Origin of the sequence: Mucilaginibacter sp. OK268 (assembly GCF_900103125.1) — a bacterium.
Taxonomy (GTDB): domain Bacteria; phylum Bacteroidota; class Bacteroidia; order Sphingobacteriales; family Sphingobacteriaceae; genus Mucilaginibacter.
On record NZ_FNJV01000008.1, the window covers coordinates 57,428 to 73,577 of the forward strand.

Sequence of the window (16,150 nt, forward strand, 5' to 3'; positions counted from 1 at the left end):
TTATGATAGGTTAAGATGGGTTATTCGCTTCTGAGGCTTTTGATAGGGTTGGCAATAGCCGCTTTGATAGATTGAAAGCTTACCGTTAACAGGGCAATACTTATGGCAACCATACCGGCAAATACAAATACTTCCCAGCCAATAGGGATCCGGTAGGTAAAATCCTGTAACCACTTGGTCATGGCCCACCAGGCTATGGGCGATGCTATGATAATGGCAATAAATACCAATTTTATAAAATTGAGGGACAACAGCGTGGTGATATTGCCAATGCTTGCGCCCAGTACCTTGCGGATGCCTATCTCTTTGCTCCGTTGCTCGGCCATGTAGGCAGCCAGGGCAAACAGGCCCAGGCAGGCTATAATAATAGCCAGTATGGCAAAGCTGGTAAATATGCGCCCCATGCGCTGTACATCGGCATACATGTTGGCAAAGCGCTCATCCATGAAGGTGTAACGGATAGGCTGATTAGGCGAAAAACTTTTCCAGGTTCTGGTGATCTCTGCCAGCGTATTTTTCATATCGCCGGTTTTTACTTTTACAGATACAATGGAATTGCTGTTTTCTAAATGCATTACTAAAGGTTCAATCCCATCACGTAAGGATTCAAAATTAAAATCCTGTACTACACCAATTACCAGCATTGGGGCTCCTCCATTGCTGATCCTTTTACCTACCGCATTTTTAAGATTAAGCCGCTTAGCTAAGGTTTGATTAATGATAACTGCCTGCGAATCGGTTTTCATGGCTGGATTAAAATTCCGACCGGCAACCAACTTCATCCCAAAAGTTTTTAGATAGTCGGCATCAATATCCCAAAACTGACCACCAACGGAGGCTTCTGTCTTAACTTTTCCTTCATTATAAAATGGATTGCCATTACGCTTGGTACCAGCTACCGGTAAAAAATCACTAACTGATACGCTTTTTACTGACGACAGCTTTAGCAGTTCATCTTTAAAGTTTTTCACCGCATTATCCAGGGTATTGGTGCCTTGTATCATCACTACCTGGTCTTTCTCAAACCCAACTTTTTTATTGAGAATGAATTGCATCTGGTTGTAGATAATAATAGTGCTGATGATTAAAATGATGGATGTGGTGAACTGAAAAACAACCAATCCGTTACGCAGTCCCGAACTTTTGCTGCCCGAACTCAGTTGTCCTTTTAATACTTCCGCAGGTTTAAAACTCGAAAGATAAAATGCCGGGTAAATCCCCGCAACCACACCAATTACAATAGCCGAAGCCAGTACCGTTGGTAGTAACCACCACTGCTGCCAGGGTATGGTTAATGATTTTGATGCCAGTACATTAAAATAAGGCAACAGTATAACGGCCAATATTAAACCAAATACGAAAGAAAAAAAGCTGTACAATAGCGACTCGGTAAGGAACTGGCTAATGAGGCCACTGCGTTGTGAACCCACCACCTTGCGTAAACCAACCTCCTTAGCCCGGTTGGCTGATTTGGCGGTGGAAAGATTAATAAAATTGATACAAGCAATAACCAATATAAAGCCCGCAACGGCGCCGAATAACCAAATAAAACGAATATCGCCGTGCGACATACCATCATGAATATCATATGACCGGAGATTAATATCGGCAATATTCTGCGCATACATGCTTAGTGCATCTGCAATTTTCGAAGCATTCTTATCCCCGTTTTTGACCATATCCGGGATATAATAATTGTTAATTAACCCGTCGGTTACCTTTTTGTTAAACCGGGCAACATCAGTTCCCGGTTTTAGTGTAACATAAATGTGGTAATTACTTGCGCCCCAGGTAGTCTGTTCACCTTTCCAAAATTCAACACCTGTAAGCGTTAACAAAAAACTATAGGCATGCAGATGTGATGTGGTTGGGAGATCCTGCATCACGGCGCCAATTTTATACGCCCTGCTTTTATTGTTGTTCAGGTACATGACCTTACCAACCGGGTTTTGGCCAGGGAAATATTTATCGGCCTTGCTTTTTGATATAACCATGGTAAAAGGCTCAGCAAGCGCATGCGCCCTGTCGCCATAAACCATGGGCAGCTTCAATATGTCCAGCAGGGATTGATCGGCATAAGCAAAACCCTCTTCATGTGTATTATCGGGTACATCGCTCCGCTTCAATTCATTACTGCCTGCTCCCCAAAAAAGTGAGTTAGGCATCAGCCTGCCAAACTTTTCCACCTCCGGAAAGTCTGATTTAAGGGTTCTACCCATTACTGCCGGCCAATCAACTCCTTTTTCGTGAATATTGTCCATATTGTATTGCCCTACAATCCTGTAAATACGGTCGGCATCCGGGTAGCTTTTGTCGAAGCTCAATTCTTCACGTATATACAAGGCAATAAGCAGACAGGCCGCAATGCTCAGGGCAAATCCTCCAACTTTTATGGCCGCATACATTTTCTGTTTCAGCAATTGCCTTACTGCAATTTTTAGGTAATTCTTTATCATGGTGATATTGCTTACAAAGTGATTAATTGGATTGCTTAGAACTTTTTTTTTAAAGCCCAGTTTCGAATAACTAGCCTCTGTTTCTTTATATAGGTTAGTTGCCGGAGAATTCGCTTCGGCTTCTTTGATACGGTTAAGGATCTTTTTGAAAAGGAAATAGCTGTGATCTTCCTGCGCCTGTTCCGTGTCGGGCTGCCACCATTGGAGCATGAACCTTACGCTGTCATCAATACCCGGATTTTCACTAAGCAACTCATCCAACTCCAGCAGCTCTTGCTCAGAGGCTTCATGGGTTAGCTTTTTTATCACCAGGTGCCAGATATGGTCTTCTGTGTTCATTTTGGTAACAGCTTAATTTACTAGGTAGCACCTACTTAGAATAAAAGGCATGCCATTGTTATAAATAATTAATTTACAATACCTTATACATTTTAAATGTCGATTAAATTGTTCGGATTCGTACAGGCCGTCCGGTTTTGAACCTTTCACCCTATCCATTTAGTATAGTATATACACACAGTTTATTTGACGCAGTTTCAAATAGTTAGGTTACACACTAATTATTTTTAAATATATAGTACTATGTATTGTATAGTACCATGTTTTGTATATATTTGTTTTGATTTTTAACCTTAGCTACCATCATGAACATCAAAATGTTACTATACACCGGCATCATTATCCCCATAGTTTTTTGGGCATCAACCATCTTATGCGGTTTTATTCATGGCAATTATAACCACCTGAGCGGCACCGTCAGTGAACTTGGCGCCACCGGTACCCGGTCTGAACCTTTAATGGCTACCCTCACTATGTTCAGCGCCATTTTAAGTATGTTTTTTATGATGGGTGTTTATGGCGCCTGCAAACAATTAGGGCTTAACATCATCCCGGTATTTACGCTGCCTGCATTCACTTTTATGATGGGTTGGGCCGCCATGTTTCATGCAGGCAATCATCTGCATTCGGCTTCGGGCCCCGTTTTTATATTATTATACCTGGGCACCTTGCTGGTGGCCATTTTATGGCGGGGAAAGCGGGAACTGGTATCGGTCAGGATAACTTCTCTATTTAGCCTGGTGTTGATGCTGCTTATATTTTTACGTTTTGTGCCATTTATTCAAAATACATATCCGGGCCTTATTCAACGGTTTGTGCATTTGGGCTGGTCTGCCTGGTTCATTGGTTTAAGCATAGGGCTCATCAGGCTCGTTTCATTACAGGAAAATCAACAACTTTTAAATCACTAAAAATTTATATCATGAAAAAACTACAATTAATCGCGACTATCGGTATCCTTTTATCGGTAACCGCCTGCAGATTCGGAAAAAGACATACCACCATCATGGAGAATGGAAATGGTACTACTGTAAAAATAGAATACGTAGGGCAAACCTATTTTACGCCGGATGGTACAGGCATTAAAAGTATTTCGCCAAACGGATATGTAAAATACTCGCGGGACGATAAACAGTTAATTGCCGAGAGTGATTACAACGGCAAGATCACTTACGAGCTAAACGATGGGGGGAAACAAACTATGCTTAATGATGGCGATAAGGCGTTTTTAGCCCAAGCGGTTAAAGACATGATTAAACACGGCCACAACGCCGATGGCCGGTAAAATAAACCGCTGATAAAAAAACACAGCACGTCATGCCGAATTTATTTCGGCATCCCACAGGATATTCACGCCTGCCAGATCTGTGATTTGTCTATTGCAGACCTGTCCTGTGCCTACCTGCTAATGGGATGCCGAAATAAATTCGGCATGACGTCTGCTTTTTAAATTCTTCTCCCTTTGGTCAATTAAAGAGCACAATAATTTTTCACTGTGAATGCCCTGACTTTTTTTGTTTAATTGAAAACACTTGCAATAATTTATAGGTTTATTGGTTAAAAAAGCATGAAAATAAAATTGTACAGCCGCGTGTTTGGCTTGTTATTAGTATCCCTTTTTAGTTATAGTTTAGTTAGCGCACAAACAGCAGCAATGAAAACTTCCAAAGGCAACGAGCAAACCCTGCAGGTAAGCCGTAAAAAAATTGATTCGCTTGATAAGGCACTCATAGCTTTACTGGGCGAACGCGAAAGGGTGGTAAAAGAAATTGGCGTTTACAAAGCCCAAAACAATATCCCCGCATTGCAAGCAGATCGCTTTAAACAAGTGATCGAAAAAAGCATCGAGGCCGGTAAAAAAGAAGGTTTATCTGAAACTTTTGTAACCGAACTGATGAACGCTATCCACAAAGAAAGCTTGCGAATAGAGGAAGAGATCAAGGCTCAAAAGTAATTGATTCAAATACATGTGATCGCCCTGTCAAGATATCAAAAGATATTCGTTCAAACACGGGTGTCATGGTGAGCCACGTCGAACCATGGTGGGCAGGCCTCTGCGCTCGACCCTTCGACGGAGCTCAGGGTGACAGCCCTCCATGCCTATTGATAAGCTATTACGCTGTCAAAAGGATCTAATTTAATCACAATCAAAATTTGTATTTAAGCGCATCAAAATTTAATTCAGAGTGTAGCCCTTCGAACGGAACAGCCTGATTATGAGATTTTTTACCGCTAAATAAGTCTGGTATTAAACCGTATCAATTTCATTCCAAGTTATTATAAATCAATTATTTATACCCGTCTATTTGCTTTATTCTCATTAACTTTAATAAATTTGGATTGCCGGAAACGTCCATTTTCAGCGTTATTCAAAGCCGGTATCCTATTAAATAAATCCATGAAGAAAAAACTTTTAATTGCCTGTTTTATCGCGGGCAGCCTTGTAAAAGCTGGCTTTGTAAATGCCCAGGGTACAGCTCCGTTTTCTGTCAACAATAAATCGGTAAAGGTAATTGTGTCTGAAAAAGAAGCGGGCTATAAGCTTACACCAACCGAAACGCTTCAATTTACTGATAAACCACAACCCGGCGAAACCGAGGTTTCCGTTTTTGTTGATCCAGCTAAAACATTTCAAACTATGCTGGGTGTGGGTGGCGCCTTAACCGATGCCTCGGCCGAAGTATTTTATAAGTTGCCAAAAGACAAACAAAAAGAGTTTTTAACCGCCTACTACGATAAAGACAAAGGCATTGGTTATACCATGGCCCGTACCAATATTCAAAGCTGCGATTTCTCGAGCGCGAGCTACAGCTACGTAAAAGAAGGTGATGCCGACCTGAAAACATTTGATATCAGTCATGATAAAACCTATCGTATACCTTTTATCAAAGCGGCTATGGCTGCGGCTGGCGGCAAGCTAAACCTGTTTGTTTCGCCATGGAGCCCACCGGCTTTTATGAAAGACAATAACGATGTATTGCACGGTGGTAAATTGAAACCAGAGTTTGACCAAAGCTGGGCTAATCTCTTTGTGAAATTTATAAAGGCTTACGAAAAAGAAGGCATCCCGGTATGGGGCCTTTCGGTACAGAACGAACCCATGGCTAAACAAAGCTGGGAGTCATGCATGTTCACCGCCGATGAAGAGCGCGATTTTGTAAAGAACTTCCTGGGTCCAACCCTACACAAACAAGGTTTAGCCGAAAAGAAACTGATTGTTTGGGATCATAACCGCGATTTGCTTTATCAGCGTGCCAGCACCATTTTAGAGGACCCTGAGGCTGCTAAATACATCTGGGGTGTAGGTTTCCACTGGTATGAGACCTGGACAGGCGCCGGTCAGCAATTTGAAAGCACCCGCCGCGTGCATGAATCATTCCCCGATAAAAACCTGATCTTTACAGAAGGTTGTATCGAAAAATTTGATTTTGCCCAAATTAACGACTGGGCCCTGGGCGAAAGATACGGTCTATCCATGATCAACGATTTTAATGCGGGTACCGTAGCCTGGACCGATTGGAACGTTTTGCTTGATGAAAAAGGCGGACCAAACCACGTAGGCAACTTTTGCTTTGCGCCAATACATGCCGATACGCAAACCGGTAACCTGATCTACACCAGTTCATACTATTACCTGGGGCACTTCTCTAAATTTATCCGCCCGGGCGCCAAACGTGTAAGTGCGGTAGCCAGCAGGGATAAATTGTTAACCACCGCCTACCTGAATACCGATGGTAAACTGACCATAGTGGTAATGAATAAAACCGACGAAAAAATTGAATACAGTTTATGGATAAAAGGCAAAGCCGCTAAAACAACCAGCTTGCCGCACTCCATCGCTACGCTTGTAGTAGAATAAAAAGCCTTATACTAATCAACTATATCTCTGGTGTGGTGGGTCATTTATGATCCACCACTATCATTTATGGGCAGATGGAGAGGCGGAAGTTTGGTTCCGTATTAATTGCTCTTCTTATTCCTGGTTCTCTATTAAACCAAAATAAATTAAACTATAAAACTTAAAAAAAGCCTGTCAGTCTGAGCTTGTCGAAGACTCGCGCGCAGAGGCCTGCACACCATGGTTCGACGGGGCTCACCATGACACCACGTTTTGCAGTTCAGCATGACAACCATTTTGCTTACCCAAAAACAACCGTTTTATTCCCATAAACAAAAACACGATCTTCAATGACCAATTTAAGGGCATTAGCCAATACAGCCGTTTCAATTTCCTGGCCTGCTTTAACCATGGTAGCCGCCGTGAATGAATGATTTACCGGGATGATCTGCTGCGCGATGATGGGGCCTTCGTCCAACTCATTAGATACAAAATGGGCTGTAGCACCAATGAGCTTTACACCGCGTTCAAAAGCCTGTTTATAAGGATTGGCACCAATAAATGCCGGCAAAAACGAATGGTGTATATTAATGATACGCATCGGGAACCGGGCCACAAAAGCGGGCGACAAGATCCGCATGAACTTGGCCAGCACAATATAATCCGGTGCATACTGTTGTATCACATCAGCCATTTGCTGCTCCAGCTCTTCCCGACCATATTGCTCGTGCGAAAGGTGATAAAAAGGCATATCAAAACGTTCGCAAATATCCTGCAGGGTGGCATGGTTGCCAATTACGCATTGCACCGTTGCGCCCAGGGTTTTAAAATAATTACGTATCAGTATATCGGCCAGGCAATGGTACTCTTTGGTTACCATAACCACTATTTTTTTATGCGGGATCGGGTTTACCGATATAATAGCGCCGGCAGGTAATACGCCTTTCAATGTATCTTCCAAGCCCTCAGTATCTCCATCCTCAATTTCCAGACGTACAAAGAAAATATCTTCGGCCTTATCCACATGTTCACGCATGGAAACGATATTGAGCTGGTGTTTGGCCAGTATAGTGGCTATGGAGCCCACCAAACCAACCTGATCTTTACATTGAATAACAATAATCATAGTATCAGGGTACAAAAAGAATTTGCCCGTAATTTACAAACAGGTATCATTTATACAAACAATTATATGCTTTAAAATCAGCAGCATGTATCATTTAGGCCGTCATCTTCGTAATTTAGGGTATAAACCTTACAGTATGAAACATTTTCTTTTAATGCTCATAGCGCTCACATTATGCAGCGCGAGCTCCTGCAATAAGGGCAAACTCCCGGCATCAACTTCTATTGTGGGGCAATGGCGCTGGATTAAATCAGTAGGTGGTATAGGTGGTTTTACAACAACACCGCAAAGTACCGGCTTTATCCAGCGATACCAATTTAATGACGATAGCACTTTTCGTTTTTTCAGGAAAGACACAGCGGCTATGCAGGGCAAATTTTCCATCGTCCGGAACTACAAATACGGCAACTCCACCATCGATGTATTAAAAACAGGCAACTCCTTTGACCAGTCTTTACTGATCAGAAACGACACCCTGTTTTTGTATGACATATCCATCAGCGATGGGTACAACAATACTTACGTGAGGATTAAATAGTCTTGAGTCCGAAGTCCTAAGTCTTAAGTTGAACAGAAGAGATTCTTTTGACTTATGACTCAAGACTTCGGACTTAGAACTTAAGACTCAAAATCCGGTATAAAATTCACCTGGTTTTCCTGGTCAAACGTTACGTAAACTCGACGCCAGGGTTCGTCATTGATCAGGCGCCATTTGTGGGCTGTGCCGGTAGTGTCGGTAGCTATCAGTATTTCACCTGGTTTCAGTATAAAAGTTTCGCCTGTACGGGTCTCAAACTCCAATGTACCTAACAGAGTGATCACGTATTGGTTGGTTGGCGCGTTATGCCAGTCGAAGAATGAATGTGGCGGCGATTCCTGGAACCGGATAGACTGCGCCTGGTTAAACTGAGCTTCGGCCACACTGCCTGTTTCTATGTGCGAATTACCGTCGGCCCCGGTATATAGTTTATATGCTTTGATCATTTTATTGAGCGCTATTGGCGCTGACCGCTAAGCTAAGATATTTTAATATTTTAGCGGTAAAGCCTACATAATGGCATTGTAAATTAAAACTTACCTGCGTTTAATTGGTTCATTAAAAATGAGTTCAACCGCCTCCCTTCGGAAATTTCAATTTTTTCCATTGGTTATCAACCTGCTGATCACGCTGGTTGTTGGTTTTGTAGCCATGCTTTTTACCAGACCGCAAATAGCCGGTTGGTACAGCACCCTTAAAAAGCCATCCTTTAATCCTCCGCCCCAAGTGTTTGCCCCGGTGTGGATCGGTCTGTACATACTGATAGCTATTGCCGCCTACCTGGTCTGGAAACACCGGAGCCGCAAACCGGTGTATAAAGTAACCCGGGCCATTTATTTTATACAATTGTTTTTAAATGGATCATGGTCTATCGTATTTTTTGGCCTTCATGAGGTATTTGGCGCATTGATTGTTATTATACTGCTATGGATCAGCATTATACTTACCATACAATGGTTCAATAAGTTCAACAAAATGGCCGGATGGCTGTTATGGCCTTACCTGCTTTGGGTAAGTTTTGCTGGGGTATTAAATGCAAGCATATATTTCTTGAACTGACCGCTTTAAAACACTATTTTTATTGCGTACATTTTTATACGGTAACATAACCGGCCAATTAAAATAATGAAGAAAATATTCCTTTTATTATGCCTTATTACGGCTGTTCATAGTTTTGGCTTTGCAAAATCCATAGCCATCAATCATTTTGTTGTAAAAGAAAACCCTTTTGCTGTTGATGAGGTTGCCGTGGTTGCTACCGATACCGCCGGTGTGATACAGGAGGATGTGAACGGGATATTCACCTTTGTGATGAACGGTTTCCAGGAGCAGTTGAAATTTGAAAAAGGGACCGCCTTTTATCGCCACAAGCTCGACCGCTCCGCCTTTTTATATGCCAAACACATGAATGACAGTGGCACCCACGCTATTTTGTACTACATTTATAAGCATGACAGTAAACTAAGCCCCTTCCATATCAGCTGGGTCTTACTGGTGGCCATTCCGTTGGCTCTTGTGCTGCTGGCTTATATGTTTAAGCGATTTATTATTATAGCGGTGATCATATTTTGTATATTCCTCTATTTTAACTACCACAACGGCCTAAGTATGCCCACCTTTTTTGAAAGCATTATTGACGGGCTCAAGGGAATGTTTTAGGTGGGAAGCTAAAAGCGGAAGGCTTAAAGCTTAAAGCCTGTTTTGACGTGCGAATAGATCCTTTGTTTCTATCCATGACGTGTTGTAGAAGCCTTCGCATAAAGAAAGGCCTGTCAGTCTGAGCTTGTCGAAGACTCGTGCGCAGAGGCCTGCCCACCATGGTTCGACGGGCTCACCATGACACCCTGTTTATCCTTTAAAACCTCATTGTACCTTCAGAGGTCAACGATTTTATAACCCAGGAAGACAAAGTGTTAATTAGCTCATTCACTAACTCAATAATTCAACAATTAAAAAGGTAGCCCTATACCAAAGTTCAGCTGCATAAAGTTGTAGCTGTCGCCGAGTATTTTGCCATGACCATCGGTGCCGGTGCTATTGGCCTTAAGGTATGCTTCCTTAAATTCACCCGACTTAAATAGTTCGCCAAAGTGTTTGATGAGCACCCATTGATCTGAGCCGTTAAACTGTGGATCTTTAAATTTAAATGCCGCGTCGAGCCGGAAGATAAAGAAACCAAGATCAAACCGTAAACCTGTACCTATACCCACTGCTGTTGACTGCAACAGGTTATCAAATCTGAATTCGCCGCCCGGATTTTCGGTCTTCTTACCCAGGCGCCATACGTTACCGGCATCTATAAATACGGCCCCCTTTAGTTTGGCTCCCCAAAAGTTATTAGCCAGTGTGTACCGGTATTCGGCATTGCCAATTATTTTGATTTCGCCAAACTGGTCGAGATATTTTAACCGGGTACGATTAGTGGTATCGGTTCCGTAATAAGTTCCGCGGTTAAATTGCCCAGGCCCCAGTGTACGGGGCAACCAGGCACGGATATCATTGGCACCACCGGTATAAAAGTTTTTTTCAAATATCAGCTGGTTACTGTTACCATAGGGGATACCAATACCTGGATTGATCCGGAATACAAACTGCCGCTCTCCGCCCAGTGTTTTGTAAATACGAAGGTCAAGTTCGGTTTTGGCGTATTGTGAAAAAGCATAACCAAAAATTTTGCGCTCATTATCCGCGTCTCTTGGCGCGTTAAACACGCTGCTCGCCAGGCTCAGAAAATTACCTCCAATATCTAAACTGCCGCGGAAATACGTAAAGTTTTTATAAGAGTTTAACTCAAGGGCATTATATTGAAAAGTGTACTGGCTGCCTGTTGTAAATGTGGTACGGCCAATTAACTTTACATAGGCGAGTCTGTTTTGTTTAATCAACGTATCCCTGGCAGCCGGATCAAGCACGCCCCGTGAAAACTCAATACTGATAGGTGTAATGGTATGTTGCTTACGACCGGTTTCAAAAAAGTCATAAGTAATGGAGTTAATAAAGCTTTCGCGCCTAACCAGGTCTTTTTGAAAAAACAGCGAATAATTGCTCGAAAAGGTAGTATGCGGCACGCCGAATTTACCTAACAACGGAAAACCAAATGGTGTTAAAATACGAGGGTAAACCAAGTTAACCCCTGCTCTTAGTTCCTGGTTCTGGATACTGTGCCCGTTATCAAATAAAATACTCCAGTTTAATTTTACTTGTAATATAGCCGCTTGTTTAAACAGGTTACGGTTGGTAAAAGTGTTACCTATGTTATAACCAAAGCGCCCGCCGCTAAACAACACCTCGCCCTCCACCCTGTCTGACATTTTTTTGAGCGGCACTATATCAATTTGGGTATTGAGCCGATTGGAACTATCGGCCAGTTTTACGTAAGTGGGATTGGGCACATTGCGAAACACGTTTAATTCCGAAAGCCTGGTGGTGGTCAATGTCTGATTATCTATATTATAAAGATCCCCTTTACGCTGAAAGGTATAATCTTTTACCACCCGTGGCTTAAAGCGGCCCGAGAAATCAACAAATCTGAACTGCGAATCAACCTGCAGAGTATCCGCTTTACCGGATGTGCGCCCACTACTCCGCGAAATGGTGATGAGCGTATTATTGATGGTATAAACCGGGTGCTCTTTTTTACCCGCCGGGTTATCAATGATCATTTTAACATCAACTACGCTATTATTAAAGGTGGAGTCGTAATCAAAACTGACATATTGCCTGTAAAAATCAAAGTAGCCATTCCGTTTCATCAGCGCGTAAAGTTCATCCCTGTCATGAGCCAGGCTATCAGTGTCAAAGCGCGATCCTGGCGAAATATGGGATATTTTATTCCGGTTGGCATTATATAAGTTTTTAATGTTTTTATCGGCAATACTATCCGTTACCTTACGGATCCGGAACATGGGGCCCTCCTGTGCGGTAAAAACCAACTCGGCTCTTTGCTTTTTAACAACAATACTGTCTTTTACTTTGGCTTTGAGGTAGCCACGGTTCTGGATATATTTTTCTATCTGGAAACGGGAATATTCAACCAGGTTACTGTCCAGAATGGATGGTGCCTCGCCAAAATTGCGTTTGCCGTTTTTACTGAAGGTGTAATAAAATTGCAGGTTGAGCCAGTTATTGGGCTGCTGTTCTTTATCTACATAATTTACAGCGGTTTCGGCAAATTCCTTATCGATGCCTTTAATAGTAATTTTGCGTACTATTACCTGGTCTTTTTTCAAACCACGGGTACTACTGCAGCCCGATCCGATAATGAGCAGCAAAATACTTAATATTGTAAGGCGGAAAACAGCAGGGTTTATATATGCTTTCAAAATCACAAATCAGTTTATTATCATCCTTACAACATAAAAAGTTTCGCAGGGAACATGGTTTATTTATGGTTGAGGGTTACAAATCAGTTACGGAATTTATAAACTCTGCTTACCAGGTTGATACCATATACCATACCCCTGCAATTGCTCCAAAATTGCTGAATTTATCCCGAAAAATAAACTTTCAGGAAATTTCATTAAATGAAGTCCAAAAAATCAGCTCACTGAAAACACCGCAAGAGGTAATTGGTTTGGTCAAGATACCAATATGGCCGGTATTAAATTATAAAGCGCTCGAAAAAAAGTTTTCGCTGGTACTGGATAGCGTGCAGGACCCGGGCAATATGGGCACCATCATCCGCACTGCCGACTGGTTTGGGATACAGGATATCATTTGCTCTGAAGATACCGTTGATGTGTACAATCCCAAAGTAGTACAGGCTACCATGGGTTCGCTGGCACGTGTCAACGTACATTATGCCGATCTGTTAACCGTGCTGCCGCAGATCAAACTCCCCATATTTGGCGCTATGCTCAATGGTGAAAATATGTATAACACCCATTTTGGTACCGAAGGCCTGCTGGTGATGGGCAACGAAGGGAACGGTATAAGCGCCCCGGTTGAGCAATTGATAACCAGCGCCGTAACCATCCCCAGGGCCGGAAATGCCGAATCATTGAACGTGGCTATTGCTACCGCGATACTCTGTTCAGAGATAAAAAGAAATTCAATGAAATAAATGTTGGCTTTCCAAAAAATAAATTACTATTTTTGCAGTCCTTAAAAAATGGTCGGGTGGCCGAGTGGCTAGGCAGAGGTCTGCAAAACCTTTTACAGCGGTTCGAATCCGCTCCCGACCTCAAGGGTTTAAAAAAATTTAAAATATCAACACCATGGGCGTTACTCGTTTAAAAAGAAAAGATAGAAAAAACAAAACCACTTCACGTTTAGAAGTTCAGTTTTTGAAACTGGCTACTAACCTGGAGTACGGAAGCCGTTCTGCTGAGTCAAAACACAGCCAGATCGCTAAAAACAACGAAGTTTTAGCAAAAGCTATCGCTGCTGCGAAATAATTTTTTCTGTTTTTAAGCGCTTAATGGTGCTTGAAAAGATCTTATAAATCCTGCTGGTTTCAGAAACCGGCAGGATTTTTTTATGGATGAAATCCAGGAGGGTGTCATGCTGAGCTCCGTCGAAGCATGGTGGGCAGGCCTCTGCGCACATCGTTCGACAGGCTCAGGGTTACAGCCCCTTTTATTTTCTGTAGAGGCCCATATTTGCGTCTCTCGTACACAGATCAAAAATAATGAGAATTAAACCTCAACAAAAAGAGACACAAATATGTGTCTCTACGGAAGAAAAATCTTTAATTAAATAGTCAGCAGCTTCTTATTGATCCTGCCAATCAATCCTGGCCCTTCATAAATAAAGCCTGTATACAGCTGAACCAGCGATGCGCCGGCCTGTAATTTTTCCACCGCGTCGTCAGCAGAATGTATGCCGCCTACACCAATGATGGGGAACGATCCCTTTGATTTCTGGTGCAGGTACCTAATCACTTCCGTAGAACGTTTGGTGAGAGGTTTACCGCTCAATCCGCCGGCTTCATTCTTTAAACTTTCGGCAGCCGTTAAGTTTTCGCGACTAATGGTGGTATTGGTAGCAATAATACCCGCTATGCCGGTTTGTTGTACAATATCAACAATATCATCCAGTTGTGAATCGGTCAGATCGGGGGCTATTTTCAGGAGGATCGGCCTGCTGATGCCGTTTTTTGAATTGCGCTGCTGCAGGGTATTCAGCAGGTGCATCAGCGGTTCCTTTTCCTGCAATTCGCGCAAACCAGGTGTATTGGGCGAGCTTACGTTCACCACAAAATAATCAACCACATCAAACAGGCGGTCAAAGCACTTGATATAATCGTTAACGGCTTCTTCGTTAGGGGTAACCTTGTTTTTGCCGATGTTACCGCCAACGATCAGGCTTTTCTGCGCCCCTTTAGCGTTTCTGCGAAAGGTGGCTATACGCTCTGCCGCTACATCAACACCAAAGTTGTTAAAACCCATGCGGTTAATAAGTGCGCTATCAGATGGTAAGCGGAACATCCGTGTTTTAGGGTTGCCGGGTTGCGGCAGCGGGGTAACGGTACCTATCTCCACAAAACCAAAACCGATGTTAGCCATTTCGCCTATGAGCTCGGCATTTTTATCAAAACCAGCTGCCAGTCCTACCGGATTTTTAAACCTAAGACCAAACACCTCTTTTTCCAATCGGGGGTTGTTGACATCCCAAATAGCCCTGCTCAAAGCAGCACCACCCGGAAAACGATTGAACCGTTTTAAGTTACGGGTTACAAAATAATGTACTTTTTCGGGATCGAACTGGAACAGGATGGGTTTTAATAAAAAATACATGCCGCGAAGTTAGCACATTCCTTTATGTGTGTAAACCAGAATTTTAGGAATTTTTGATTTGGGCTGATGATGAATCACTGCCGCGAGTTTAGCGCAGCAATATTAATAAACGCGTCATTGCGAGGAACGAAGCAATCCCCGATAGGCAAGTTCGCCCTGTATAGCATAGAGATTGCTTCGTTCCTCGCAATGACGCGTGGGGAGAACTCTACCGGGATAAGTTGTTTTACGCTGCGCTAAACTCGCGGCAATAATTTATATCTTTCAAAAAACATCGCAAATCTGTATTTTCGAAAATCAGTTATGCCTAAAATAAATCTAAATGACCAGAAAAGAATTAAGAGATACTTTTAAACAGGGTCGTCGTAATTTTCTTAAAACAGCTGCCGTGGGTTCTATAGCCTCGGTGGGTATTCCACAAATTGTATCGGCCGCGTTAGCTTCCGAAAAAAACGCGCCTAAATTAAAATTCAATACCGGCGATGTGATATTATTCCAAGGTGATTCCATTACCGATTGGGGCCGCGATCATAAAAAAACAGAACCCAATACCACCGGCGCCTTAGGCTCAGGCTATACCCTGATCACCGCGTCGAAACTATTGATTGATCATGCCAGCAAAGACCTCAAAATATACAACAAAGGCATCAGTGGCAATAAAGTTTATCAACTGGCCGAGCGCTGGACCAGCGATTGCCTGGACCTGAAACCCAATATACTGAGTATCCACATTGGTGTAAATGATTTTTGGCATACCCTTACCGGCGGCTATACCGGCACTATTGATACTTACATCGCCGACTATAAAAAACTGCTTACGCTTACCAAACAAACGCTGCCCGATATTAAACTGGTGCTATGCGAACCCTTTGCCACCAAAGGCGTACGGGCTGTCGACGATAAATGGTACCCAACGTTTGACTTATTCCGCAAGGCCGCACGTGATATTGCTACTGAGTTCGGAACCGTTTTTGTACCCTACCAGGCCGCGTTTGATAAAGCGCTGGAAATAGCCCCTGCACCCTACTGGAGCATGGACGGCGTACACCCCAGCGTACCCGGCGAAGCACTCATGGCACAAACATGGCTTAAAGCAGTGGGGGCTTGAGTGGTGAG

The 16,150-nt window shown here is 42.9% G+C and carries 15 protein-coding genes and 1 tRNA gene; 11 read left to right on the top strand and 5 right to left on the bottom strand.

The features are described 5' to 3' along the window. Nucleotides 1-20: 20 nt before the first annotated feature. Entirely contained in the window at nt 21-2,795 is a 2,775-nt protein-coding gene (locus tag BLR84_RS21995) for an ABC transporter permease (protein WP_255367018.1), read from the bottom strand. Nucleotides 2,796-3,100: 305 nt separating this feature from the next. On the opposite strand from BLR84_RS21995, the gene BLR84_RS22000 reads away from it, so the two are divergent. The 4 genes from BLR84_RS22000 (at nt 3,101) to BLR84_RS22015 (ending at nt 6,654) form a co-directional block, all read left to right on the top strand. After that, complete coding sequence (locus BLR84_RS22000) at nt 3,101-3,706, top strand: DUF998 domain-containing protein (RefSeq protein WP_090472419.1); 606 nt, start codon at nt 3,101-3,103, stop codon at nt 3,704-3,706. A gap of 11 nt (nt 3,707-3,717) precedes the next feature. Beyond that, the gene (locus tag BLR84_RS22005) at nt 3,718-4,080 is read left to right on the top strand and encodes a hypothetical protein (RefSeq protein ID WP_090472420.1); all 363 of its coding nucleotides are present in this window, start codon (nt 3,718-3,720) and stop codon (nt 4,078-4,080) included. Between the two features lie 282 nt (nt 4,081-4,362). Next, the gene (locus BLR84_RS22010; RefSeq protein ID WP_090472421.1) at nt 4,363-4,749 is read left to right on the top strand and encodes a chorismate mutase; all 387 of its coding nucleotides are present in this window, start codon (nt 4,363-4,365) and stop codon (nt 4,747-4,749) included. Nucleotides 4,750-5,193: 444 nt separating this feature from the next. Further along, a complete protein-coding gene (locus BLR84_RS22015; protein ID WP_090472651.1) occupies nt 5,194-6,654 on the top strand; it encodes a glycoside hydrolase family 30 protein in 1,461 nt (486 codons plus the stop codon). Between the two features lie 280 nt (nt 6,655-6,934). Here the strand turns inward: BLR84_RS22015 and purU are convergent, their stop codons facing one another. Beyond that, nucleotides 6,935-7,759, bottom strand: coding sequence for a formyltetrahydrofolate deformylase (gene purU / locus BLR84_RS22020; RefSeq protein WP_090472422.1), 825 nt, complete (start codon nt 7,757-7,759; stop codon nt 6,935-6,937). 136 nt (nt 7,760-7,895) lie between these two features. Between purU and BLR84_RS22025 the strand changes: the two genes are divergently transcribed. Then, complete coding sequence (locus BLR84_RS22025) at nt 7,896-8,297, top strand: hypothetical protein (protein WP_143013969.1); 402 nt, start codon at nt 7,896-7,898, stop codon at nt 8,295-8,297. 80 nt (nt 8,298-8,377) lie between these two features. On the opposite strand, the gene BLR84_RS22030 is transcribed toward BLR84_RS22025, so the two are convergent. Next, nucleotides 8,378-8,743, bottom strand: a complete 366-nt coding sequence (locus tag BLR84_RS22030; RefSeq protein WP_090472424.1) for a cupin domain-containing protein — start codon at nt 8,741-8,743, stop codon at nt 8,378-8,380. A 118-nt stretch (nt 8,744-8,861) separates the two neighbouring features. Here BLR84_RS22030 and BLR84_RS22035 point away from each other — a divergent pair, with 118 nt between their 5' ends. Further along, nucleotides 8,862-9,356 carry a TspO/MBR family protein gene (locus BLR84_RS22035; protein WP_090472425.1) on the top strand — a complete coding sequence of 165 codons (495 nt, stop codon included), beginning with the start codon at nt 8,862-8,864 and terminating at the stop codon, nt 9,354-9,356. A 66-nt stretch (nt 9,357-9,422) separates the two neighbouring features. Continuing rightward, nucleotides 9,423-9,956 (top strand): hypothetical protein, encoded by a 534-nt coding sequence (locus BLR84_RS22040; protein WP_090472426.1) that lies wholly within the window; start codon nt 9,423-9,425, stop codon nt 9,954-9,956. 290 nt (nt 9,957-10,246) lie between these two features. On the opposite strand, the gene BLR84_RS22045 is transcribed toward BLR84_RS22040, so the two are convergent. After that, entirely contained in the window at nt 10,247-12,619 is a 2,373-nt protein-coding gene (locus BLR84_RS22045) for a translocation and assembly module lipoprotein TamL (protein ID WP_143013970.1), read from the bottom strand. Here BLR84_RS22045 and BLR84_RS22050 point away from each other — a divergent pair. The 3 genes from BLR84_RS22050 to BLR84_RS22060 all read left to right on the top strand — a co-directional run bounded on the left by BLR84_RS22050 (nt 12,610) and on the right by BLR84_RS22060 (nt 13,693). After that, nucleotides 12,610-13,359, top strand: coding sequence for a TrmH family RNA methyltransferase (locus BLR84_RS22050; protein ID WP_090472428.1), 750 nt, complete (start codon nt 12,610-12,612; stop codon nt 13,357-13,359). The genes BLR84_RS22045 and BLR84_RS22050 overlap by 10 nt on opposite strands. A gap of 50 nt (nt 13,360-13,409) precedes the next feature. Next, nucleotides 13,410-13,480: transfer RNA gene (locus tag BLR84_RS22055), tRNA-Cys, on the top strand. A 33-nt stretch (nt 13,481-13,513) separates the two neighbouring features. Beyond that, nucleotides 13,514-13,693 carry a spore protein gene (locus tag BLR84_RS22060; protein ID WP_076377203.1) on the top strand — a complete coding sequence of 60 codons (180 nt, stop codon included), beginning with the start codon at nt 13,514-13,516 and terminating at the stop codon, nt 13,691-13,693. A gap of 297 nt (nt 13,694-13,990) precedes the next feature. Here the strand turns inward: BLR84_RS22060 and BLR84_RS22065 are convergent, their stop codons facing one another. Beyond that, on the bottom strand, nt 13,991-15,034 hold the full coding sequence (locus BLR84_RS22065; RefSeq protein ID WP_090472429.1) for a quinone-dependent dihydroorotate dehydrogenase: 1,044 nt from the start codon (nt 15,032-15,034) through the stop codon (nt 13,991-13,993). Between the two features lie 322 nt (nt 15,035-15,356). Here BLR84_RS22065 and BLR84_RS22070 point away from each other — a divergent pair, with 322 nt between their 5' ends. After that, nucleotides 15,357-16,142 (top strand): SGNH/GDSL hydrolase family protein, encoded by a 786-nt coding sequence (locus BLR84_RS22070; RefSeq protein ID WP_090472430.1) that lies wholly within the window; start codon nt 15,357-15,359, stop codon nt 16,140-16,142. Nucleotides 16,143-16,150: the final 8 nt, after the last annotated feature.

Excerpts from the sequence above, each read along its gene's own strand:
- BLR84_RS21995 (WP_255367018.1), bottom strand. The coding sequence starts at position 2,795 with ATGAACACAGAAGACCATATCTGGCACCTGGTGATAAAAAAGCTAACC.
- BLR84_RS22060 (WP_076377203.1), top strand. The coding sequence starts at position 13,514 with ATGGGCGTTACTCGTTTAAAAAGAAAAGATAGAAAAAACAAAACCACT.
- BLR84_RS22015 (WP_090472651.1), top strand. The coding sequence starts at position 5,194 with ATGAAGAAAAAACTTTTAATTGCCTGTTTTATCGCGGGCAGCCTTGTA.
- BLR84_RS22010 (WP_090472421.1), top strand. The coding sequence starts at position 4,363 with ATGAAAATAAAATTGTACAGCCGCGTGTTTGGCTTGTTATTAGTATCC.
- purU (WP_090472422.1), bottom strand. The coding sequence starts at position 7,759 with ATGATTATTGTTATTCAATGTAAAGATCAGGTTGGTTTGGTGGGCTCC.
- BLR84_RS22005 (WP_090472420.1), top strand. The coding sequence starts at position 3,718 with ATGAAAAAACTACAATTAATCGCGACTATCGGTATCCTTTTATCGGTA.
- BLR84_RS22065 (WP_090472429.1), bottom strand. The coding sequence starts at position 15,034 with ATGTATTTTTTATTAAAACCCATCCTGTTCCAGTTCGATCCCGAAAAA.
- BLR84_RS22000 (WP_090472419.1), top strand. The coding sequence starts at position 3,101 with ATGAACATCAAAATGTTACTATACACCGGCATCATTATCCCCATAGTT.
- BLR84_RS22040 (WP_090472426.1), top strand. The coding sequence starts at position 9,423 with ATGAAGAAAATATTCCTTTTATTATGCCTTATTACGGCTGTTCATAGT.
- BLR84_RS22050 (WP_090472428.1), top strand. The coding sequence starts at position 12,610 with ATGCTTTCAAAATCACAAATCAGTTTATTATCATCCTTACAACATAAA.
- BLR84_RS22030 (WP_090472424.1), bottom strand. The coding sequence starts at position 8,743 with ATGATCAAAGCATATAAACTATATACCGGGGCCGACGGTAATTCGCAC.
- BLR84_RS22035 (WP_090472425.1), top strand. The coding sequence starts at position 8,862 with ATGAGTTCAACCGCCTCCCTTCGGAAATTTCAATTTTTTCCATTGGTT.
- BLR84_RS22070 (WP_090472430.1), top strand. The coding sequence starts at position 15,357 with ATGACCAGAAAAGAATTAAGAGATACTTTTAAACAGGGTCGTCGTAAT.
- BLR84_RS22025 (WP_143013969.1), top strand. The coding sequence starts at position 7,896 with ATGAAACATTTTCTTTTAATGCTCATAGCGCTCACATTATGCAGCGCG.